General features: G+C 60.2%; 13 protein-coding genes and 1 pseudogene. 5 read left to right on the forward strand and 9 right to left on the reverse strand.

The features are described from left to right. Positions 1–9 precede the first annotated feature (9 nt). The 6 genes from ACTJKE_RS29420 to ACTJKE_RS29445 form a co-directional block, all read right to left on the reverse strand. A complete protein-coding gene (locus tag ACTJKE_RS29420; RefSeq protein ID WP_440693335.1) occupies positions 10–1,248 on the reverse strand; it encodes an NAD(P)/FAD-dependent oxidoreductase in 1,239 nt (412 codons plus the stop codon). A 57-nt stretch (positions 1,249–1,305) separates the two neighbouring features. After that, the gene (gene dapA, locus ACTJKE_RS29425; protein WP_440693337.1) at positions 1,306–2,181 is read right to left on the reverse strand and encodes a 4-hydroxy-tetrahydrodipicolinate synthase; all 876 of its coding nucleotides are present in this window, start codon (positions 2,179–2,181) and stop codon (positions 1,306–1,308) included. Between the two features lie 25 nt (positions 2,182–2,206). Then, entirely contained in the window at positions 2,207–2,872 is a 666-nt protein-coding gene (locus ACTJKE_RS29430; RefSeq protein WP_440693339.1) for an amino acid ABC transporter permease, read from the reverse strand. Positions 2,873–2,881: 9 nt separating this feature from the next. Next, complete coding sequence (locus ACTJKE_RS29435; protein WP_440693341.1) at positions 2,882–3,544, reverse strand: amino acid ABC transporter permease; 663 nt, start codon at positions 3,542–3,544, stop codon at positions 2,882–2,884. A gap of 10 nt (positions 3,545–3,554) precedes the next feature. Then, complete coding sequence (locus tag ACTJKE_RS29440; RefSeq protein ID WP_440693343.1) at positions 3,555–4,331, reverse strand: amino acid ABC transporter ATP-binding protein; 777 nt, start codon at positions 4,329–4,331, stop codon at positions 3,555–3,557. Positions 4,332–4,393: 62 nt separating this feature from the next. Then, on the reverse strand, positions 4,394–5,230 hold the full coding sequence (locus ACTJKE_RS29445; protein ID WP_440693345.1) for a substrate-binding periplasmic protein: 837 nt from the start codon (positions 5,228–5,230) through the stop codon (positions 4,394–4,396). 202 nt (positions 5,231–5,432) lie between these two features. Here ACTJKE_RS29445 and ACTJKE_RS29450 point away from each other — a divergent pair, with 202 nt between their 5' ends. Together ACTJKE_RS29450 and ACTJKE_RS29455 are read left to right on the forward strand one after the other, a co-directional pair. Next, positions 5,433–6,152: a GntR family transcriptional regulator gene (locus tag ACTJKE_RS29450; protein WP_440693347.1), complete on the forward strand. Its 720-nt coding sequence runs from the start codon at positions 5,433–5,435 to the stop codon at positions 6,150–6,152. Between the two features lie 2 nt (positions 6,153–6,154). Then, positions 6,155–6,923 (forward strand): annotated as a pseudogene (locus ACTJKE_RS29455) (pyrroline-5-carboxylate reductase). Positions 6,924–7,526: 603 nt separating this feature from the next. Here the strand turns inward: ACTJKE_RS29455 and ACTJKE_RS29460 are convergent. Together ACTJKE_RS29460 and ACTJKE_RS29465 are read right to left on the reverse strand one after the other, a co-directional pair. Further along, the gene (locus ACTJKE_RS29460) at positions 7,527–8,279 is read right to left on the reverse strand and encodes an SDR family oxidoreductase (protein WP_440693349.1); all 753 of its coding nucleotides are present in this window, start codon (positions 8,277–8,279) and stop codon (positions 7,527–7,529) included. Beyond that, the gene (locus tag ACTJKE_RS29465; RefSeq protein WP_440693351.1) at positions 8,272–9,021 is read right to left on the reverse strand and encodes an SDR family NAD(P)-dependent oxidoreductase; all 750 of its coding nucleotides are present in this window, start codon (positions 9,019–9,021) and stop codon (positions 8,272–8,274) included. The genes ACTJKE_RS29460 and ACTJKE_RS29465 overlap by 8 nt, the downstream gene beginning before the upstream one ends. A 184-nt stretch (positions 9,022–9,205) precedes the next feature. Here ACTJKE_RS29465 and ydiJ point away from each other — a divergent pair, with 184 nt between their 5' ends. The 3 genes from ydiJ to ACTJKE_RS29480 all read left to right on the forward strand — a co-directional run bounded on the left by ydiJ (position 9,206) and on the right by ACTJKE_RS29480 (position 14,521). Continuing rightward, entirely contained in the window at positions 9,206–12,247 is a 3,042-nt protein-coding gene (gene ydiJ, locus ACTJKE_RS29470) for a D-2-hydroxyglutarate dehydrogenase YdiJ (protein WP_440693368.1), read from the forward strand. A 71-nt stretch (positions 12,248–12,318) separates the two neighbouring features. Further along, positions 12,319–13,032 (forward strand): FadR/GntR family transcriptional regulator, encoded by a 714-nt coding sequence (locus ACTJKE_RS29475; RefSeq protein ID WP_440693353.1) that lies wholly within the window; start codon positions 12,319–12,321, stop codon positions 13,030–13,032. A gap of 223 nt (positions 13,033–13,255) precedes the next feature. Then, positions 13,256–14,521, forward strand: coding sequence for an NAD(P)/FAD-dependent oxidoreductase (locus tag ACTJKE_RS29480; protein ID WP_440693355.1), 1,266 nt, complete (start codon positions 13,256–13,258; stop codon positions 14,519–14,521). 159 nt (positions 14,522–14,680) lie between these two features. Here ACTJKE_RS29480 and ACTJKE_RS29485 read toward each other — a convergent pair. Beyond that, a partial coding sequence (locus ACTJKE_RS29485; protein ID WP_440691838.1) for an electron transfer flavoprotein-ubiquinone oxidoreductase occupies positions 14,681–16,330 on the reverse strand: 1,650 nt, incomplete at its 5' end.

Consider the following 16,330-nt stretch of genomic DNA (forward strand, 5'->3'; position numbering starts at 1 on the left):
GCGCCGCTCTTAGAAGCGATCAACGCGATAGGGTTTGAGATCGAGGGGCGCGTTCACGCCCGTCATAAGATCGGCGATCAACCGTGCGGTGGTGGCCGCATAGGTGAGCCCGAGATGGCCGTGACCGGTGGCGTAGAAGACGTTCCTGCGTGTGGCAGAGGGACCGATGACCGGCACAGTATCCGGCAAGGCGGGACGGTGCCCCATCCACTCGCTCACCTGTTCGGCCTTGAGGTCGGGCAAGGCTTCCTTCGCCCGTTTCACCAGCACTTTGGCGCGACGATAGTCCGGCGGCGCGTCGAGGCCGGCCATCTCCACCGTGCCGCCGACGCGGATACCGCCCGCCGTCGGTGTGACCATGAAGGCGCGTGCCGGCCAGATGATCGAATGGCGCATGGAGATGCCCGGTGCCATGATCTGAGTGTGGTAGCCGCGTTCGGTTTCGAGCGGAATCGGCTCAGCAATCAGGCGTGACAGCCGACCGGTGAAGGCACCTGCGGCCAACACGAAGCGATCGGCCGACAGCCTGCGGCCGTCTGCAAAGCTGAGTGCGGAAATCCCGACCTCGCCCTCCTCGAAGCCGACGACCTCGCCGGTCTCAACGGCACCGCCGAGCGCCTGGAACCGATCCGCCAGAGCCGTCACCAGCCGATAAGGATCGGCGATGGAACGGTTGTCGGGAAACAGCACCGCCTTGGCAATTTTCGTTGTCAGGGCCGGTTCGAGATCGCGGATGGCATTGCCGCCGAGGATTTCATGACGGAAGCCAAAGCGCTCGAGGATTTCGATATGGTCGCGGTCCGCGTGAAACTCGGCCTCATCGGCATAGAGACTGAGGCAACCTTCGGCGCTCAAGAGCGAAGTGAGACCCGTCTCGCTCAGCAGTGCGTCAAGGTCTTCATGAACCCGGCGGCAGAGGGCAGCACCCGCTGCCTCCAGTTCGCGCAGCTTCGAAGGGCGGCTGGCGGCGAGGAAGCGCAGGAACCACGGGACGAGCTTCGGTACATAGCCTGGCCGAATGCGCACAGGCCCTTCCGGATCGAGCAGCCATTTCGGCATCTGAGCCCAGACACCGGGCCGCGAAGCCGGCATGAACTCGGTCACAGCGATGCTTGCCATATTGCCGAAGGAAGCTCCCATGCCTGGGGCAGCGCGATCGATCAACGTCACGGAGAAGCCGCGGCGCTGGAGCTGGTAGGCGATGGATGTGCCGATGATGCCGGCGCCAACGACAGCGATGGATGACAAGGGAGCTCTCCTCGAAACTCGAAGACCCGGAAGCACGCTGCTTCCGGCCCGCCTCCGTCAGTTGAGGATCGGCGCGATCGCCGCGCGAAAATCCGCCTTTTCCTGCTCGGTCAATTCGCCGAGCGGCGCGCGGCATTGCCCGACAGGCGCGCCCTGAAGCTCACAGCCGTACTTGATCTTCTGCACGAACTTGCCGCTTTCGAGGATATTCATCGCACGATAGAGCACGGCCATCTGCTCGCGCGCCCTGGCGAGATCGCCGGAGCGGAAGGTACGATCGAGATCGACGCAGGCCTTCGCCATGCAGTTGGCCGGGCCGCAGATCCAGCAGTCGGCGCCCCAGAACATGAAATCGAGGGCGATGTCGTCGGAGCCCGAGATAAGGTCGATGCGCCCCTTGTAGCGCGCATAGATCTCGATTGCACGCTGAAGCGATCCGGAACTTTCCTTGATGCCGAGAACCCGCGGGTCGTCAGCAAGGGCGTCGAGAATGTCGAAACCGATCTCCACGCCGTCCTTGTAAGGGTAGCTGTAAAGGACAAGGTTGATGTCGGTTTCCCGCAGCACGCGCTGGAAATGGGCGAGCAGCTCTTCCTGGGTGGGGCGCGTGTAGAACGGGGTCGCGAGCAGAACGGTGTCGTAGCCGATGTCCTTGGCTCGGAGCGTGTTTTCGATGACCTCGCGGGTCGCCGGCCCGTTGGTGCCCGCGATCAGGGCCTCGCCTTCCCTGGCGAAGTCCTTGACGAATTTCAGCACATCGTCTCGCTCGGCGTTCGAGAGCGCCGAGTATTCCCCCGTCGAGCCCATCGGCACCCAGCCGGTGACGCCGGCGGCGCGCAATCCTGTGAGATGCTTCTCGAAGGCCTTGAAGTCGACCTTGCCATTCGCATCGAACGGCGTGACGAGGGCGGGCATGACGCCAGAGAGTTTCATGGGATGGTCTCCTGTCCTTGGATGATCAGATGGCAAGTTTCTTGAGGATGCGGCCTTCGACGAGCGTGACGGCGCGCGTCAGCGGGAAGGCGATGGCGAAGTAGATGAGTGCGACGATCGTCAGCACTTCGACGGGGCGGGCCGTGTTGTTGGAAATGTTCTGGCCGACGAACATCAGGTCGGCCATGCCGACGGCCGAAACCAATGCGCTCTCCTTGAAGAGGCTGACGCAATTCGACAGAAGCGTCGGCACCGCGCGCAGCACTGCCTGTGGCAGCACGACGCTTGTGATCTGCACGCGCTTCGGAAGGCCCAATGCAACGCACGCATCGAACTGCTCACGCCCGACGGATTTGAGCGAGGCGCGAAACGTCTCGCTGGTGATCGCGCCCATGTAGAGGGTCAGGGCAATGACGCCGGAGGCGAGATTGGAAAGCTCGACACCGAGGATCAGCGGCAGGCAGAAGAAGATCCAGAAGAGCTGGATCAGCACCGGCGTGCCGCGGAAGAACTCGACGTAGACGCTCGAAACCGCCCGCAGCAGAACGTTCGAGGAGGCGCGCGCCAGACCGACGAGAAAGCCGAGGGAACAGCCGAGCACGACGCAGATGAGCGTGAGCTTGATGGTGGTCCAGAGACCGAGCGCCAGGGCAGCCTGGAAACGGTCGAGAACGGAGAAATCGAGGGACATGTCTTCCTCCTAGCTCGTGATCGCCTGACGCCGGCGTTCGAGATGGCCGACAATCTGGGTGACCGGAAAGGAAACCGCGAAATAGATGAGCGCCGCGATGGTGAAGGTTTCGATCGGCCGATAGGTCTCGGTCGAAAGCGTCTTTGCCTGGTACATCAGGTCCTGAACCGCAACGATCGCAACCAGCGCACTTTGCTGGAAGATGACGATACCGTTGGTCAGAAGGACCGGTACCGATGCGCGCAAGGCATCAGGCAGCACGATGTAGAGAATGCGCTGCAGCGGGTTGAGTCCAAGCGCGATGCCGGCATCGAGTTGCTCGCGTGGCACCGCCTGGATCGCCGCGCGGTAGGCTTCGGCGTTGAACGCCATCAGGTTGAGGCCGAGCGCCATGACGCCCATCGTCATCGACCCGAGGAAGACGTTGAAAAGCATCGGCACGCAGTAGAAGAACCAGACGATCTGGACGATCGCCGGCGTGCACCGAAAGAACTCGACGAAGAGCATCGCCGGAAGTCGGACCGGCGCGAGGCGGCTCATCAGCAGCAGGGCCAGCGGGAAACCGAGGACGATGCCGATGAAGTTGGCGGCAACGGTCAATTGCACCGTGACAAGCAAGCCATCGAAGAGAGGAGCGAGCGAGACCGACTGGAAATCGAACGTGTAGTTCACGGGCGACCTCCTACTGATCGATATGGAAAACGCGGTCGATGAATTCCCGGGTTCTTTCCTCCCGGGGCGCACCGAGCACCTGTTCGGGCGGCCCGTCCTCGACCACCACGCCACCAGCGCAAAAGATGACACGCGAGGCGATGTTCTTCGCAAACCACATATCATGGGTCACGATCATCATCGGCATGCTCTGGGCCGCAAGCTGGAGGATAACCTGCTCGACTTCCGCGACCAGTTCCGGATCGAGCGCCGAAGTGACCTCGTCGAAAAGCATGAGCTTGGGGTCGAGCATCAAGGCGCGCGCAATGGCGACGCGCTGCTTCTGCCCGCCTGAGAGTTGCGCGGGATAGGCATTGGCCTTCGCACCAAGACCGAAGCGTTCGAGCAGCGCCTCAGCCCGTTGCAGGGCGCTCGCCTTCTTCTCGCCTCTCACCTTGCAGGGCGCCAGGATCAGGTTCTGGATGACGCTCAGGTGGGGAAAGAGCGTGTAGTGCTGAAACACCATGCCGATCGACCGCCGTACCTCGGCGTCGATTGTCGTTTTCGCGTCCGCTCCTTTTGAGGAAATATAAGGCTTGCCGCCGAAGGTGATCGAACCGCTGTCGATCTTTTCCAGGCCCATCATGACGCGCAGCAGCGTAGACTTTCCACCGCCACTCGGGCCGATGACGACGACGCGCTCGCCGGGTTTCATTTCGATGTCGAGGCCTTTCAGCACCTGGATGTGCGGGCCGTAGCTCTTGTGCAGTGACTTGACGTTGACGAGCGGAGCGACTGTGGCAGTCATGGCATCCTCGCAATCCGGCGTTTCTAGTGAGAGCCGAGGCATTCACGCCTCGGCTTCGAACATCACTTCGTCGACTTCAGGACGTCGTCGACGGCCTTGCGGATCAGCCCTTCGACGTGACCGGTCGCGACCTTCTCCTCGAGGAAGATGTTGACGACCTCCACATCGGCAGCCGAAAGCTGATGCGGCAGACCGAAGGCTACGCCCTGCTTGGCAAGTGCCGGCTTCGGATTGAGGGCAACAGCCCAGTCAGGGTTGGATTGAGTGAAGAGCTGGTTTGTGTCCGAGGCGTCGACGAGGATGTCGGCGCGCCTTGAGACGACTGCGAGACGCGTTTCATCGTTGCCGGGCAATCGGAGAATGGTCGCGTTTTTCACGGCCGCGGTGATCGCCTTGTCCTGGGCGGTGCCGGACATGACGGCCAGCGTCACGTCAGCCTTGTCGATATCGGCAACGGAGGTTGCTCCGGCAGGAACCTTCGGATTTTCTTTGTTGTAGGCGAGCGAGATCTGATACTCCATCGCCGGCACCGAAAACTGGACAGCCATGGCGCGGGCGGCCGTGCGGTTGAGCGCGAGCGAGACATCCCATTTGCCCGCCTGGAGACCGGCGACGATGTTGTCCCAGGTCGTGTCCACGAACTCCGGCTTGACCTTCAGGGTTTCGGCGAACTCGCGGCAAAGGTCCGCGAAGAAGCCGGAATATTCTCCGCTTGCCGGATCGCGCATCACATAGGGCGGAGCCACCGCCGCACCGCAGCGCAGGACACCTGCCTTTTGCACACCCTGCCAATAGCCGCCCTCAGCGGATTGGGCGTGAGCGGACGTCATCGAGATACCTGTCATCAGGGCAAGCGCAGGCAATGCCCGCAGCGCGGGCGCAAGCAACGTCGAAAGCATCATCATTTCCTCTGTTTGAAGTGCGCGGTACCCGCGCGGTTCCTCTCGTCGGTCATGCCGATTTTTTTGTTTTTGGTGTCGTCTCTGTGTCGACACGAGAATTAATGTCGTCTCTGTGTCGACAAAGTCAAGCGGAAATTTTACATTGTCTCCGACTGCCCGTTCTGGCCATATGGTCGGGAAAGATCGGAAAGGGTGCTAAGTGTCTGAAGAAGCGGAAACCAAGCGGGCCAAGGGGACAGGCTGGAAAAGCGTCTATGAGACGCTCAGAACCGAGATTCTGGCGCTGACGCTTACTCCGGGACAGCTGCTTGACGAGAACAGCCTGGCGGAACGCTTCGACATGTCGCGTTCTCCGGTTCGCGAGGCGCTGATCCGTTTGGCCGGCGAGGAACTCGTGGTGACGCTCTCCAATCGCAGCACGATTGTCGCGCCGATCGAGGTGGCGACGTTTCCGAAGTACGTCGAAGCCCTCGACATCGCCCAGCGGATGAACACGCGCCTTGCTGCGCAGCTCCGGACAGACGCCGATCTGAAGGCGATTGCCAAGCGGCAGAAGGAGTTCGAAACGGCCGTCAAGGGCGCGAACCATCTGCAGATGTCGGAGGCGAACAAGCAGTTCCACATGGCGATCGCGAAAGCGGGCAAGAATGCCTATCTCGCCTCGTTCTACGAAAGGCTTCTCAATCAGGGGCAACGCATGCTGCACCTGCATTTCGAATATCTGGAACGCACCCACGAAGGCTACTTGCTCACCGACGAACACAATCAAATGCTGGAAGCGATTCGCGCCGGCAATGCCGATCTTGCGGATGAACTTGCCCACGCCCATACGCGGCAATTCCAGGACAACTTCATCAACTTCATGCGCGAGAACTACACGACGGACGTCTCGCTCGCGCCTCGCAAGGCGGCGGAATAGAGATGCGCATCGGGTTCATCGGCACCGGCACGATCACCGAAGCGATGGTGAAAGGGATCGTCGTCTCCGAACTCTCGGTTTCACAAATCATCGTTTCACCGCGCAGCCGGGAGATCGCGAGCCGGCTCGCAGACAGCTTCACTGCGGTGAAAATCGCCGCCGACAATCAGGACGTGGCCAGATCCGCAGACGTGGTGTTTCTCGCGATCCGCCCGCAGATCGCTGAAGAGGTCATAAACGCGCTTGAGTTTCGGCAGGGCCAAGTGGTCGTAAGCGTTGTCGCCGCCGTTGACCGCGAAAGGCTTCTCAGCTGGATCGGCAAGGATGTCGAGCTGACGCAAGCCATCCCGCTTCCCTTTGTCGCCGACCGCCAAGGTGTCACGGCAATCTTTCCGCCCAACGAGCGGGTTGCCAAGATCTTCGACGCTCTTGGCACTGCGGTCGAATGCGAGACAAAGAAGGAATACGACCTGCTGNGCCGCGGCCAGCACGTTGATGGGCACCTACTTCGGCGTGCTCGATCACGTAACAGGATGGCTTGCCGAGAACGGCTTGCCGCAGGAGAAGGCTCGTGCCTATCTCGCCCCGTTGTTTTCAAGCCTCGCGCATGCCGCGATCCACGCAGAACAAACTTCTTTGAGTGACCTCAGGCGCGAGTTTTCCACGAAGGGTGGACTGAACGAACAGGTGTTTGAGACGTTTGTGCAGTATGGCGGGACGCAAGCGCTCTCGACTGCACTCGACGGGGTACTGCGGCGCATAAGATCTTAGCCGCTTTGGCGTGGGGATTAAGCGCGTCGTCTTGCCTTCGCTCGTCGGAACGCGGCTCAAACCGACATCGATCACCGTCGCACCGGGTTTCATCCACTCCTCCTTCACGATCTCCGGACCGGCCGGCGGCTCGCGGTCCGTCGCAAGGGAAGATGCACAGCGAATGTGATGTCCGTGCACCTGCGATGGGGCCAGGTTCAGGTCATCGCTGCGACCGTCTTTCATTTGATGGAAAAGCCGAAGGCATGAAGGGGTTTACCGTGTACGACTGTGCCCGTTCCGGACGATCATGCGACTTTCGGGGCACAAAGCAGGAACCTGTGACGGTTGGCACGCGGCCACCGTGAACACAGCACTACTCTAAGATTTGGCACTCTGGTCAGACACGGCCGAGTAGCCGAGGAGCGCTCAATCCTCAGAGACCGAACGGAAATCGATTGGGAGACCCGTGGCTGCGGTCGCCGAGCGTTCCAGGCGCGATTGAGTGCGCAGGCGGGGCATCATGGCTTGAGCGGCTATGACGGATCGGATCGCAATCGGTCGATAGAATTGGATGACATCAGATGCGTCCGTGATGTTCTTGTTTGGCCGGTCAATCGACAACTACACGTCCTTTCCCGATTCGAACTTCACCATCGTGCCGCCACCCGTTGCCTGGTCCGTCGGAAAGACTTCAACACGCGCAACATCGACGTACACGGGGAGCGAAATCACGTCGTCCACAATGCGCGCGATATGTTCCGGCTGGATCGGTCGGTAGCCGTCGTAAAGCATCGCGTTTGCCTGGTTGCCAGGAATGGAGGAGCGGTAGAGATCCGTCTGAACACGGCCCGGGACTATTTCGCTGACCCTGACGGAGGTTCCGAGCAGATCGCAGCGCAGATTATCGCAGAAGAGGCTGAGGCCTGCCTTGGAGGCTCCATAGGCGCCCATGTTGGGGTACGGTGCTTGCCCCCCGCTCGAGCCTATGTAGATGAGGTGACCGCGCTTTCGCGCGACCATGCCAGGAAGTATGACGCGCGTCAGATGAAGTGGCGCCTTGAGGTTGATATCGATCATCGCATCGATCTCGGCGGGCTCGATGTCCTGGAACGAGGCGCGGGTAGAAAGTATGCCAGCATTGTTGACGAGAATATCCACCTCGACGCCGGCAAGCGCTTCGGCGATGCGTGCCGTGTCGCGGACATCTGCCTGCACCGGGATAGCTCCACTTGCCGCAGACAACGCTGCAAGTTGTTCCTCGTTACGGCCAACGGCATACACCGTCAGACCCCGGGCTCGCAGCGTAGGTACGATGGCTTTGCCGATGCCACTGGTGGCGCCCGTCACGACGGCAACGCGGTAGGCGTCAGACATAGATGTAGCCTCCACTGATGACAACGTTTTCGCCGGTGGCATAGGTATTGCGGCTCGACGCCATCATGACGATCCACTCTGCCATCTCCGCAGGTTCTGCCGCACGACCGAGCGCGCTGGCCTTGGCAAGTTCCGGGAGGAACCCGAGTTCCTTGGCCCTATCGGTGGCAAAGCCTGCCGGCGCCACTGAGTTTACGAGGATTTGGTCTTTGGCGCATTCCTGGGCGAACGACTTCGTCAGGCTGACCACCGCAGCCTTAGTAGCAGCGTAGTGGGCATTTTGGGGATGCGCCTTGAAGGCATCGACTGACGTTACATTGACAATGCGGCCCGTCACCTCCGGTGCATTTACGAACTGGCGCATGTGGTGAACGGCGGCGACCATCATGTGATAGGTACCCTTCACGTTTACTGCGTTTTCGAGATCCCAATCATCATCGGTAATTTCCAGAATGGGCTTGCGCGGATAGATCGCCGCGCTGTTGACCAGCGCATGGATACGGCCGAGCCTGCCAGCGACCGCTTCGAAGCCCCTATGAGCCGTCTCCGCCTGGGAAATGTCCGCCACGGCCGTCGCGACCTCCGCACCAAGCGCAGTAAGATCGGCCGCCGAAGACGCAAGCTGGGCCTCATTGCGGTCGATAAGGCCGATTTTCGATGCGCCGTGCGCGATCATCAATTTCGCAGTCGTAAGCCCCAGTCCCGCAGCCCCACCAACGATCACGACAGTTTGGTTGTTCATCTTCACCCTCGCGCTTTTCCTGGAATGGATAAGCTGTAAGTTATATGATAAGTTCTATCTTAGCAATACGCTTCATCCTGTTCAGTGCCGTTTTCGCTACCGAATGGCGCTGTGACATACTGGCCATTCGTTGATAGGTATGATAGCAGTTGTATGCCAACTTCCAAATGCCGGTATTTGTGCCATGATCCCCCATCTTACATCGCCTCTTTCAATCGACGATCCCAGCCCGACGTTTTTTGAAAGCTTAATTGAAGCCGGATTTGTAGGCGACATTGACACAACCGCCAGCGGTCGGGTCGTGTCGGCGACAGACAACTCGATCTATCAGCTGACGCCGCAGGCCGTGGTCTTTCCCAGGGGTGCAGGCGATATTTGCGTGTTGACGAAGATTCTGTCCGAACCACGTTTTGGCGAGATCACAGTTGCACCACGAGGGGGTGGCACCGGCACAAACGGACAGTCGTTGACCTCGGGTATCGCAGTCGATTGCTCTCGCCACATGAACCGTATCCTCGAGATCGATCCGATCCGCCGTATAGCTCGAGTGGAGGCTGGTGTGGTCAAGGATCAGCTCAACCGCGAACTCGAACGGTACGGCCTATTCTTTGCGCCCGAGCTATCCACATCCAATCGAGCAACCATCGGCGGTATGATATCAACCGATGCATGCGGCCAAGGTTCCTGCCTTTATGGCAAGACGAGCAACCACATTCTGGGGCTGCGTGTGGTGCTGACCGACGGCACGGATGTGTGGATACGACCGCTCGAAAATTCGGCCCTTACGGCGGCTTGCGCCCGCACCGACCGGCTTGGCGAAATCTACCGTACTGTTGATCGCATCACCCGCGAGCAACAAGCGGATATTGACAGAGTATTCCCCGAGCTAAACCGCTATATGACGGGCTATGATCTCGCTCATGTCAGGCGCGCCGACCGGAGCTTCGACCTAAATGCCATTCTTTGCGGTTCCGAGGGCACGCTCGCGATAATCGCCGAAGCTGAACTGAATCTCCTGCCGATCCCTGCGCGCTCGGCACTTTTCAACATCCGATACGACAATTTCAACAGTGCGCTCGAAGATGCCCGTGAACTGACGACGCTTGGAGTAGCCTCCGTCGAGACGGTCGACGAAAAGGTACTCGGCCTGGCGAAAGGGGATATCGTCTGGAACGATATCGCTCGCTTCTTCCCGGATGATGAGGCCGCGTCCTCCAACGGCATAAATGTCGTTGAAGTAATTGCCAACGACGAGGCAGACCTGAGAGGCAAAGTAGCCGACATCGAGAGGGCACTCGACAATGTCACCTTGCGTCACAAGGGCTATACCGTAGCAACGGAAAAGCCTGACGTTGAGGCGATCTGGCTGATGCGAAAGCGTGCTGTCGGCCTGCTTGGAAATGTCGAGGGCTCGGTAAGGCCCGTCGCCTTTGTCGAGGATACGGCCGTTCCACCAGAGAACCTTGCCGCCTACATTCGCGAGTTCCGCTCGCTTCTAGACGCCGAAGACCTGTCCTATGGCATGTTCGGTCATGTGGACGCCGGCGTGTTGCATGTCCGCCCTGCCCTCGATCTGACCCGCGTCGATCACCAGCAAAAGGTCCGCAGGATCAGCGACGCGGTGGTTGCGTTGACCAGAAAACATGGAGGGGTGCTATGGGGCGAGCACGGCAAAGGCGTGCGCTCGGAATATGTGCCCGAATATTTCGGTCCGCTGTATCCTGCGTTGCAAGCGATCAAGGCGGCCTTTGATCCGGAGAACCGTCTCAACCCGGGAAAGATCGCGACGCCGGATGATGCAAAGCTCCTGAAGATCGATGACGTGCCGCTGCGTGGCGCTTTCGACCGGTCGATCGCCAATGACATCCGTGCCGCTTTTGACAATGCCGCTTATTGCAATGGCAACGGCGCGTGTTTCGATTTCGACGAGGCAACGCCGATGTGCCCGTCCTACAAGGCGACGCGTGACCGCCGCTATTCCCCGAAGGGCCGGGCATCATTGATACGCGAATGGCTGCGCCTGCTGTCGGAAAAAAAGATCGATCCGCGCAAGGAAGCCCAGCGCCAGACCTCGGTCGGCAGCCTTCTGACGTTGCCCATTCGCGCCTGGAACACACTCAACCCCGCAAACCGCGATGATTTTTCCCACGAAGTGCGCGCGGCGATGGACACCTGCCTCGCCTGCAAGGCTTGCGCAGGTCAGTGCCCAGTCAAGGTCAATGTTCCCGCTTTCCGTTCGAAGTTTCTCGAACTCTACCACGCCCGCTATCTACGGCCGGTCAAGGATCCGATCGTCGCGGCGATCGAGACCCTCCTGCCATTGATGGCGAAGGCACGGCCGCTCTACAATACCTTTGTCCGATCTCGGACAGGCCGCATCCTATTGCACCAGGTCGGCCTGACGGCGCTGCCCGCCCTACCGGCTCTCTCGCTAGAAAAGCAAGCAAAAGCGATGGGAGCGATGATTGCGACGGTCGAGCGTATCGCCGAACTGCCGGTCGACATACGCGCGAAGACCGTCGTCTTTGTGCCAGACGCCTTCACCGCCAATTTTGATCCGGCTGTGGTCGTCGCAGCGCTGAGCCTCGCGAGAAAGCTCGGCCTGACACCCTACCTCGCCGCCCCTTACCACAACGGCAAGGCGTTGCATGTCCATGGCTACCTGCGGGCCTTCAGAAAGTCGGCTTTGCGGACTGCCGATTACTTCGACAATCTCGCGCGCCTTGGAGTGCAACTTGTCGGCCTAGACCCATCGATGACCCTGACCTTTCGCAGCGAATATTCTGCCTCTCCCGAAACCAGAATGAAGGCGAGAGTTCTCCTGCCGCAAGAATGGCTTCGCGATCATCTCGCCTCGTTCAACGCTGCCAGCGCCCGGATCCCGGAGCGCCTTATTCTCTTGCCTCATTGCACGGAGCGCACGAACGCTGCCGCGAGCCTTGCCGCTTGGCGCCAGATATTCAATGCGGTTGGTGCCGATCTTGAAATCGCCGATGTGGGCTGTTGCGGGATGGCGGGGACCTTCGGCCATGAGGTCCGCAACCGGTCAATCTCCGAGACGCTGTATGCCATGAGTTGGAAATCCCAAATCGACCGCGTGACGGAACAGCGTGTCATCATGGCAACGGGCTATTCCTGTCGATCGCAAGTCAAGGAGATCGACAGAAAGACAGTGCCCCATCCAATTTCGGTGCTCGACGCCATGATGGGCGAAGACGAGATCTGAAACGAATTGGCGGCAGCGATATATGACCTTATATGATAAATGGCATCAGATATCTGAGGTTTAGGAGTTCAATGTCCATTATCCCCCAGCGCGGCAACCTTGCGCAGCTCGTCGTCGAGAAACTGAGCGAGCGGCTTGAGAACGGCACCTATCCGCCGGGGGGACGGATGCCGTCCAGTGCCGAGCTTTGCGAAGAGTTTGGCGTTTCCCGGACAGTCATGCGAGAAGCCCTAGCTTCTCTGAAAAGCGCCGGCCGTGTGGTCGCCCGCCAGGGTTCCGGCGTCTTCGTGACGGAGCGCGACAGTCGGCCTATTCATTTCGAGGCGGGCCGCATCGACGATATCCGTTCGGCCCTTGAAATCCTTGAACTGCGCTTCGGCGTGGAAATGCAGTCGGTTGCGCTGGCTGCGGCGCGGCGCACGCCTGAGGCGCTTGCCGACATAGCGCGCGCCTACGATATCTTGAACGGGCTTGAAACCGACGACATCGAAGCCGAGGCCGAAGCCGATTTCGCCTTTCACATGGCCATCGCGCGAGCCACCCGAAATCCGCATTTCCCTCGTCTATTGGAAGCGCTCATGGGAGAAATCAGCTCCGAACTCCTGATGAAGTTCAGGCAGTCCGGCCCGTCGCGCGCCAGTTTCGTCGCCAAGATCAAGAAAGACCATGCGATGATACTGTCTGCTATCACCCAGGGCGATGAGGCGGCCGCGCAGACAGCCCTTTCGACGCATCTGAGCGACAGCCTGAGCCGCTATCGCAGCCTGCTCGCGGCCGCACGATAGTCACAAGCTACCGGCGCACCATGCATTCTACCCCGCTCTCGCAAGTGGATCAGCAATCCTTACCCAATAAAAGCGTTGCTTGCTTTTCCGGATTGGACTTTTGGCAACAAATGGAAACGCGCAGGTAGCAGAGCAACTGCTTAACGCGCCGCCAAATGTTGCACGGGAGCAATTGCGGACCGAGAGGTGCACTGGCGTCTCTTAAGGGTAAGGAGCACTCGCGATGAGTAACCACCAGGTTGTGATTGTTGGCGCTGGCTTTGCCGGACTACAGCTTGCGAGGGACCTCATACACCCATCCGTTTCGATCACAATCGTCGATCGTAGGAACCATCATCTATTTCAGCCGCTCTTGTACCAGGTGGCGACGACAGTCCTTGCGACCTCCGACATCGCATGGCCGATCAGAGCCCTCTTCCGGGGTCGCCAGAATGTCAAAACGCTGCTCGGTGACGTAGTAGGAATCGATGCCGGCCAAAGGCTTGTTTTGCTCAAAAATGGTCCGCCTATTCCCTATGACACTCTCGTACTCGCGACAGGAGCTCGACACGCCTACTTCGGACACGACGAGTGGGAGCCATTCGCGCCCGGTCTAAAGGCGTTGGAAGACGCAACAACCATCCGGCGGCGTCTTCTCCTTGCCTTTGAGAGAGCAGAAGTCGAGCAATCTCAGGCGGCCCGTCAAGCTCTGCTCACCTTCAGCATTATCGGTGCTGGACCGACCGGTGTTGAACTCGCTGGGATCATCGCGCAGCTTGCGCAGACCACCTTGGCCAAAGAGTTTCGTAACATAGACACCAAGAGCGCTCGGATCCTGTTGATAGAAGCAGGCCCGCGCATCTTACCAGTGTTCCCTGCTGAACTGTCTTCATACGCTACCAATGCACTCTCCAAGATGGGGGTGACTGTATTGACCGAGAGTCCGGTCGTTGCATGCGATGAGAACGGTGTGCGGATCGGAGACCAGGAAATTCCGTGCAGTACTGTAGTCTGGGCTGCGGGTGTCGAGGCGTCAAAGGCGGCCCAGTGGCTTAACGCACCGAGCGACCGCGCCGGCCGGGTGCTGGTCAACCCGAACTTGACGGCACCCGGGCACCCGGAGATTTTCGTGATAGGCGATACCGCGGCAGTACGCTCGGAGGATGGTAAGCCGGTTCCTGGGATAGCACCGGCGGCGAAGCAGCAGGGAAAGTACGTCGCGGCGGTGATCGCGGCCCGGCTGTCGCAGAAGAAAGCGTTGCCCGCATTCCGCTACAAGCACTTGGGCAACTTGGCGACAATCGGGCCCAGTGCGGCGGTAATCGACTTCGGGTTTCTGCGGTTGAAGGGCTGGCTTGCCTGGTGGATTTGGGGACTTGCGCACATCTACTTTCTGATTGGCACCCGAAGCCGCATGGCGGTCGCCCTGAGCTGGCTTTGGGTGTTCATTTCTGGGCACCATTCGGCGCGACTAATTACGCAAAAGGAGACCCTCAAGAGCGAAGCGTAAATCGCCCTCCAATATGCGTTCGAAATGCCGCGATCGACAAAGCGATGCGGCCATTGTTGCGGGGCTTTTTTTTGACTTTGGTCACGCCCAGGACGGTAGCGCGACCATTCCTTGTCCGGATAGACTGTGACGGCGGTCCGTGCGGCCCCACCCGGGCCATCACATGTTGGGGTAGACCGGGCCTTCGCCTCCTTGTGGCGGCACCCAGTTGATGTTCTGGTTCGGGTCCTTGATGTCGCAGGTCTTGCAGTGCACGCAGTTCTGCGCGTTGATGACGAAGACAGGCTTGCCGTCCTTCTCCACCCATTCGTAGACCCCGGCCGGACAGTAGCGCGTCGACGGGCCGGCAAAGACGTCGAGTTCCGACGTGCGCTGCAGCTCCGGATCCTTGACCTGCAGGTGGATCGGCTGGTCTTCCTCGTGGTTGGTGTTCGACAGGAACACCGAGGACAGCCGGTCGAAGGTCAGCACGCCATCCGGCTTCGGATAATCGATCTTCTGGTGCTGCGCGGCCGGCTCAAGGCTCTGCGCGTCAGTCTTGCCGTGCTTCAGCGTGCCGAAGAACGAGAAGCCGAACAGCTGGTTGGTCCACATGTCCAAGCCGCCGAGCGCAACGCCGATCGCCGTGCCGAACTTCGACCACAGCGGCTTGACGTTCCTGACCCGCTTCAGGTCCTGGCCGATGGCGCTGTCGCGCCAGCCGCGCTCGATCTCGATCGGCTCGTCATTGGCGCGGCCGCTCGCGATCGCCGCCGCCAGCTTCTCGGCCGCGAGAATGCCCGACAGCACCGCATTGTGGCTGCCCTTGATGCGCGGCACGTTGACGAGACCGGCCGAACAGCCGATCAGCGAACCGCCGGGGAACGACAGCTTCGGCACCGACTGGTAGCCACCCTCGGTGATCGCGCGGGCACCGTAGGAGAGCCGCTTGCCGCCCTCGAAGGTGCCGCGGATCGCCGGATGGGTCTTGAAGCGCTGGAATTCCTCGAACGGGAAGAGATAGGGGTTCTTGTAATTGAGGTGCACGACGAAGCCGACGGCGACCAGGTTGTCTTCGAGATGGTAGAGGAACGAACCGCCGCCGGTCTTCATGCCGAGCGGCCAACCGAAGGAATGCTGCACCAGCCCGGGCCGGTGGTTCTCGGGCTTGACCTGCCAGAGCTCTTTCAGGCCGATGCCGAATTTCTGGACGTCGCGATCCCTGGAGAGATCGAATTCCGCAATCAGCTGCTTGGCGAGCGAACCGCGCACGCCCTCGCCGATCAGCGTGTATTTGCCCAAGAGCGCCATGCCGCGGGCGAAGTTCGGTCCCGGTTCGCCATTGCGCTCGATGCCCATGTCGCCGGTGGCAACGCCGATGACCGCACCCTTGTCGTTATAGAGCACTTCGGTTGCGGCAAAGCCCGGATAGATCTCGACGCCGAGGGCTTCCGCATGGCTTGCCAGCCAGCGACAGACGTTGCCGAGCGATACGATGTAGTTGCCGTGATTGTTCATCAGCGGCGGCATCAGGAAGTTCGGCAGGCGCATTGAGCCGGCCGGGCCCAAGAACAGGAAGTGGTCGTCCGTGACCTCGGTCTTGAACGGATGATCGGCCTCGTCGCGCCAGCCCGGCAGCAGCCGGTCGATGCCGATCGGATCGACGACGGCGCCCGAGAGGATATGCGCGCCGACTTCGGCGCCCTTTTCCAAGACGACGACCGAAAGCTCCGGATTGACCTGCTTCAGCCGGATCGCCGCCGCAAGACCGGCAGGCCCCGCCCCGACGATGACAACGTCGAACTCCATGCTCTCGCGTTCGGGCAGATC

The sequence above is a fragment of the Ensifer sp. 22521 genome, assembly GCF_052044795.1.
GTDB lineage: Bacteria > Pseudomonadota > Alphaproteobacteria > Rhizobiales > Rhizobiaceae > Ensifer.

What these genes read in the sequence shown, in the direction of transcription:
- ACTJKE_RS29480 (WP_440693355.1), top strand. Translation starts at nt 13,256, where the DNA reads ATGAGTAACCACCAGGTTGTGATTGTTGGCGCTGGCTTTGCCGGACTA.
- ACTJKE_RS29430 (WP_440693339.1), bottom strand. Translation starts at nt 2,872, where the DNA reads ATGTCCCTCGATTTCTCCGTTCTCGACCGTTTCCAGGCTGCCCTGGCG.
- ACTJKE_RS29465 (WP_440693351.1), bottom strand. Translation starts at nt 9,021, where the DNA reads ATGAACAACCAAACTGTCGTGATCGTTGGTGGGGCTGCGGGACTGGGG.
- ydiJ (WP_440693368.1), top strand. Translation starts at nt 9,206, where the DNA reads ATGATCCCCCATCTTACATCGCCTCTTTCAATCGACGATCCCAGCCCG.
- ACTJKE_RS29475 (WP_440693353.1), top strand. Translation starts at nt 12,319, where the DNA reads ATGTCCATTATCCCCCAGCGCGGCAACCTTGCGCAGCTCGTCGTCGAG.
- dapA (WP_440693337.1), bottom strand. Translation starts at nt 2,181, where the DNA reads ATGAAACTCTCTGGCGTCATGCCCGCCCTCGTCACGCCGTTCGATGCG.
- ACTJKE_RS29460 (WP_440693349.1), bottom strand. Translation starts at nt 8,279, where the DNA reads ATGTCTGACGCCTACCGCGTTGCCGTCGTGACGGGCGCCACCAGTGGC.
- ACTJKE_RS29440 (WP_440693343.1), bottom strand. Translation starts at nt 4,331, where the DNA reads ATGACTGCCACAGTCGCTCCGCTCGTCAACGTCAAGTCACTGCACAAG.
- ACTJKE_RS29445 (WP_440693345.1), bottom strand. Translation starts at nt 5,230, where the DNA reads ATGCTTTCGACGTTGCTTGCGCCCGCGCTGCGGGCATTGCCTGCGCTT.